Origin of the sequence: Kineococcus indalonis, from assembly GCF_009906395.1 — a bacterium.
In the GTDB taxonomy this organism is placed as follows: Bacteria; Actinomycetota; Actinomycetes; order Actinomycetales; family Kineococcaceae; genus Kineococcus; species Kineococcus indalonis.
Window position 1 is genome coordinate 1 of the sequence record NZ_JAAALM010000297.1, and the last position, 5,123, is coordinate 5,123.

Annotated in this window: 4 protein-coding genes and 2 pseudogenes; 3 read left to right on the forward strand and 3 right to left on the reverse strand. The window is 73.0% G+C overall.

Features of this window, described 5'->3' with window-relative positions; translation table 11 throughout:
* Positions 1-103 (forward strand): annotated as a pseudogene (locus GTR00_RS24135) (IS5/IS1182 family transposase); the annotation flags it as partial.
* A gap of 395 nt (positions 104-498) precedes the next feature.
* Here GTR00_RS24135 and GTR00_RS14175 read toward each other — a convergent pair.
* The 3 genes from GTR00_RS14175 to GTR00_RS14185 all read right to left on the reverse strand — a co-directional run bounded on the left by GTR00_RS14175 (position 499) and on the right by GTR00_RS14185 (position 3,869).
* Positions 499-1,674 (reverse strand): MFS transporter, encoded by a 1,176-nt coding sequence (locus GTR00_RS14175; protein ID WP_205705806.1) that lies wholly within the window; start codon positions 1,672-1,674, stop codon positions 499-501.
* Between the two features lie 128 nt (positions 1,675-1,802).
* Entirely contained in the window at positions 1,803-2,801 is a 999-nt protein-coding gene (locus GTR00_RS14180) for an aldo/keto reductase (RefSeq protein WP_166612257.1), read from the reverse strand.
* 339 nt (positions 2,802-3,140) lie between these two features.
* Positions 3,141-3,869 carry an AfsR/SARP family transcriptional regulator gene (locus GTR00_RS14185; RefSeq protein ID WP_166612258.1) on the reverse strand — a complete coding sequence of 243 codons (729 nt, stop codon included), beginning with the start codon at positions 3,867-3,869 and terminating at the stop codon, positions 3,141-3,143.
* A gap of 124 nt (positions 3,870-3,993) precedes the next feature.
* Here GTR00_RS14185 and GTR00_RS14190 point away from each other — a divergent pair, with 124 nt between their 5' ends.
* Positions 3,994-4,236: a hypothetical protein gene (locus GTR00_RS14190; protein WP_166612259.1), complete on the forward strand. Its 243-nt coding sequence runs from the start codon at positions 3,994-3,996 to the stop codon at positions 4,234-4,236.
* A gap of 87 nt (positions 4,237-4,323) precedes the next feature.
* A pseudogene (locus GTR00_RS14195) lies at positions 4,324-5,123 on the forward strand (hypothetical protein); the annotation flags it as partial.

The window sequence follows — 5,123 nt, forward strand, 5'->3', positions numbered from 1 at the left end:
CCGCCTCAAGCAGTGGCGCGGTATCGCTACCCGCTACGACAAGCACGCTCGTCACTACCGTGCCGGGCTGTTGCTGGCCTCGCTGCTGCTCTGGCTCAAGTGAAGATTCGTCAGACGTGGCCTAGGCGGGTCGCGCCTGCTCCGTGGAGCGGTGCCTCGATCAGACCTCAGTGTGGCAGTGGGTGCCGACGTAGTGACCTCACGCGTCAGCGGGCGCGCCTCGGTCGACGGCCATGATGCAGAGGATGCGGTGGTCGGTTATCCACGATCATTCACTGTTGTCCGAGGTCGGCCCGTGTGTGACATGTCGCAGTCAGGACCGAGCTCTCTCGTCTGGATGTCACCAAGGGCAATTGAGCGATCGTCGGCTCGTCGAAGCTGTGGGTAGGCGAGCCTGGCCGTCGTCGAGCCGTGCCCCGACTACACCGTCATGTCCATGCCCGCGGAATAGGAGTAGCGCCAGGGTCGGGCCTTCACCTGAGGTAAGACTGATGAACGTCAGTCCAGGGCCTCTGCACCGACGCGGCTCATCAGACTCAGACCAGCCAGAGCGACCAGTGTGAGGGCGGCGCAAGCCATGAAGACACCGCCGTAGCCCCAGCTCGTCGCGCCGACAGCGACGAGTCCGCCGGAGGCGATCGCTCCCACCCGACGGGTGTTGGCGTACAAGCCAGACGCCAACCCGGGGCGGGCGATGACGCGCTGGAACAAGGTCAGTCCCACGCCAGCGATCACGGCGAAGAACCAGGCGTTGAGCACCTGCAGGACCAGCACCACCACGGGGCCGGTCGCGACGGACATGGCCGCGTAGTAGACGACACCGGCGACACAGCCGGAGAACAGCAGCCGGCTCTCACTGACTCGGGTGCTGAGTCGGCCCACCATCAGCAGTGCCGGGATCTCAATCCCCGCAGCGACCCCGAGGACGATGCCGGCCCAGGCCACGTCCAGACCCAGGCTGCGGGTGACGAACAAGCCCATCACCGCGACCACGGCGCTGTTGGTGGCCTGCAGAGCGACGAAGACCGCGAGGAGCAGCGCAATGCGCGAACGCGGCATGGGCGCGTGCTGCTCGCTGCCGGGCTGAGCCACGGTGGGTGCATCCCCGGCCGCGCCGGTGGCCTGCTGCACGCCGCGTGCTCGCTGCCGCAGCATCGCCGCAGTGGTGCCCGCTCCCAGCAAGGCCACCAGGGCGATGGCGCCCAGCAACGCCCGTTCACCCAGCGCGCCGAGCACCGCGGTGGCCAAGGGTGGGCCGGCGACCCAGGCGAAGGAGACGATCGCGCGGGTGTTGACCACGTCGGCGGTTCCGGCGCCGGAGTGCTTCAGGTGTGCGAACAGCAGCGTGGTCCCCACCCCGGCCGGCCCGCCCAGGACGACTAGGGCCACCACGGCCAGCGGCAGTGAGGTGGCCAGGGCCAGCGCCGCGCTCAGGGCGATGGTCAGCACCGAGCAGCCCAGCAGGGGGCGCAGGTACTCCCCGCGGCGGTCGGCGTGGGCGGGTACGAGCAACGAGGCGATGAGACCGCCGGCGTTGTAGACCGCCAGGACCACCCCGACCTGCCCGGCGCTGGCGCCGTAGAGCGCCACCAGCAGCAACGCCAGGGCCGGGTTCAGGAAGGCGATCTGCAACCCCCACAGCAGGGCAGCAGAAGGGATGAGCAGTCGTCTCACCGTGCAGGGCACCTCGTCGTGTCGTTCTCAGCGGGTCATCGTCAGCGTGTCGTCGGCGATGAGTCCCCGGCGGCGGGCTGGGTGCTGTTGCACCCAGCCCGTCCGTTCCCGGTTCAGGCCGGGGCAGGTCAGCGGTTGATCATGGCCTCGGGGTAACGCTCGTCCTGCACCGGCAGCTGGTCCGAGGCCGCGGTCAGGTCGGCCACGTCCTGCGCGCTGAGCTGCACCTCGGCCGCGGCGACGTTCTCGGCCAGGCGGTGCAGCTTGGTGGTGCCGGGGATCGGCACGATGCTTTCGTGCTGGGCCAGCAGCCAGGCCAGCGCGACCTGGGCGTTGGTGGCCCCGACACGCTCGGCAATCGCGGTGAGCAGGTCGATGACGGCCTGGTTGGCAGCGCGGGCGTCCTCGGTGAAGCGGGGCAGCTTGCCGCGCAGGTCCCCCTCGGCGAAGGTAGTGCTGGCCTGGATGGTGCCGGTGAGGAAGCCCTTGCCCAGCGGGCTGAACGGCACGAAGCCGATGCCGAGCTCGATCAGGGTGGGCAGGATCGCCTGCTCCGGCTCGCGCCAGAAGAGGGAGTACTCGCTCTGCAGGGCGGTGACCGACTGCACGGCGTGGGGGCGGCGGATGACGTCCACGCCGGCTTCGGACAGGCCGAAGGCCTTGACCTTGCCCTCGGCGATGAGCTCCTTGACCGTGCCGGCGACGTCCTCGGCGGGCACGTCGGGGTCCACGCGGTGCTGGTACAGCAGGTCGATGCTCTCGATGCCCAGGCGGCGCAGGAAGTCCTCGACGGTGGAGCGGATGTGCTCGGGGCGAGAGTCGAGGCCGGTGCCGGTGGGAGCGGTGTCGCTGGGCAGGGAGAAGCCGAACTCCGTCGCGATGACGACGTCGTCGCGCACCGGGGCCAGGGCCTTGCCGACGAGCTCCTCGTTGGTGAAGGGGCCGTAGACCTGGGCGGTGTCGAAGAAGGTGACGCCGCGGTCGACCGCGTCGCGGATGAGCGCGATGGCGGCCCCGTCCTCGACAGCAGCACCGTAGCCGTGGCTGAGGCCCATGCAGCCCAGGCCCAGGGCGGAGACGTTCAGGCCGCCGTTGGTGGCGCTACGGCCGAGGGTTCGGGTGATCATGAGTGATTCCTCCGGGAAGTCGTGGTGAGTACGCGGATAAGGCGGATCGGGCGGTCAGGAGGTGAGGAGCCCGATGGTGCGAAGCCAGGCCTCGGCGTCGGCGCGGACCGAGCTGGCGGGGTCGGGGACTTCTTCCCCGCGGGCGGCGAAGCCCTCGCCGAGGCGGGCACCGGCGCACCAGGCGGTGTGGTCCCGATCCTCGGCCCGTCGCCTTCGGAGGACATCCCGGTCTCGGTGTGGCGGCCGTTGACGCGGACCCGCTGCACGGTCAGCCCGCCGGCACCGTGGCAGCCCGGGAACCGCCGGGCCCGCCGTCCACGAGGACGGCCCCGGGAACCGTCAGGTGCGCCCCTGGCCCGCGCCCTGCGCCGCCCCCCGCAGCAGGTGCAGCAGCTCCTCGCCGGGCGGGATGCCCAGCTCGCGGGCGAGGATCCGCCGGTAGCCGGCGACCTGGCGGACGGCCTCGCTGACGTTGCCCTCACCGAGGTGCGCCAGGACGAGGGCGCGCTGGGCGGACTCGCGCAGCGGTTCGGCCTGCACCGCCGCGAGCCCCGCCGCGACGGCCTCGGCGTGGCGGCCGGCGCGGGTGAAGCGGGCGCTGAGCGCTTCGAGGGCGTGCAGCCGCAGCTGCCGCTGCCGCTCCCGCTCGACGACGAGCCACTCCTCGTCCCAGTCGGGCAGGAGGTCGTCGTCGAGGACGTCGATCGAGGAGCGGTCCAGGGGCGCGCTGCCACCGCCGAGCAGGAACACCGCGCAGCGCTGCGCGTCGGCCAGGTCCACCCGGAGGCCGGGGTCCAGCCCGATCTCCCCCCGGCTGCAGCGCAGCACGTCCGCACCGGCGAGGCGGACGCGCCAGGCGGCGTTGCGCAGGTTCGCCTGGGCACGTTCCTCGGGGGCGTCCCGCCACAGCGCGCGCGCCAGGGAGGTCCGGGGCTGGCGGGGGTGCGCGGTGGCCAGCAGCGCCAGCAGCCGCTGCGCCTGCACCGGCAGGGCGGTGCTGCGCCCGGCCACGCGGAGCTGGAAGGCGCCGAGGAGGCACAGGTGGACGGGGGGCTGCGCGGTGGTCACGGTGCCGCTCCGGCAGGAGGGGGGAAGCAGGGGAGCTTTCCGGCCCCGCCCGGAGGATCGTGCGGCGAGGTCGATGACGGCCGCTGTGACGGGGAGGCGACGGCACACCCGGAGCATGGAGCGCGTGCCGCGTCCGGAGCTGTGGTCCTCGATCGTCCTGCGGGCCTGGGTGGAGGACGACGGCCTGCGCGTGCGGATCCTAGCCGTCACGGGGAGCGGCCAGAAGGTGCGCAGCGTCACGGGTTCTGCGGAGGGGGCCGCGGCGGTGGTCGGCACCTGGCTGGCGGACCTGGCCGCGGGCCGCCCGCTGGGCGGGGGACCCGGGACGACGGGGCGTCCCGGCGTCCCGCCGTCACGGGGGTCGTGACGCTGCGGCGACGGGAGGTGTGACGGCACGGAGACGGTCGCGATGACGGGCGGCGCCTACCGTCGGGCCGTCACCCGGGAGGCACCCATGAGCATCGGTGAGACGTTCGCGTGGCCGCCGCCGGCGGGAGACGGGTCACCGGGACCGGCGACGCAGACGGCGACGAGCCCCTTCGCCGCGGCGTCGCTGACCGCGGAGGCCGCGCCCGCCGCACCGGCCGCCTGGACGCTGAGCACCCCCTTCTCCGAGGCCCTGGCCTCCCTGGAGGAGGCGGACGTGGAGGCGGAGGCGCTGGCGCAGCTGCGCGACGAGCTGGAGGACGAGGAGTTCGACGAGGCGCTGCAGGCCCTCACCGACGAGGCCGCCGCCCGCCACCTGCGCGCGGCCGGCGCGAGCTGGGGGCAGGAGGAGGAGGTGCTCTCCCGGGCGGAGGCGGAGGCCGAGCAGTGGCTGGAGGTCGCCGCGGCCGGCGCGGAGCGCCTGCTGGGGGATCTGGAGGCCGCTTTCGCCGAACGCGGCGCGGACACCGTCACCGAGGCGGAGATCGACGCCGTCACCGGCCGGCCCGGGCCGGGGACTGCGCAGCCGGGCAGCCCCGTCGACGCCCGCGAGGAGTTCCTCGGCAAGCTCGTCAGCAAGGTCAAGAAGGTCGTCAAGGGCGTGGGCCGGGTCGTTAAGGCCGGTGTCCGCGCCGTCGGCAAGGTGCTGCCGCTGGGGCCGGTCCTCGCGGTCCTGCGGAAACTCGTGCGCCCCCTGCTGCGCAGGGTGCTGCAGAAGGCCATCGGCAAGCTCCCCGGCGACGTGCAGCCCATCGCGCGCAGGATCGCCGGCCGGTTCGGCGCCGGCGGCGCGGCCGCGGTGCCCGGTGCGGCGGTCCCCGGCCCGGC

Bases quoted from the DNA above. Each gene is read 5' to 3' on its own strand.
- GTR00_RS14180 (WP_166612257.1), bottom strand. From the start codon at position 2,801: ATGATCACCCGAACCCTCGGCCGTAGCGCCACCAACGGCGGCCTGAAC.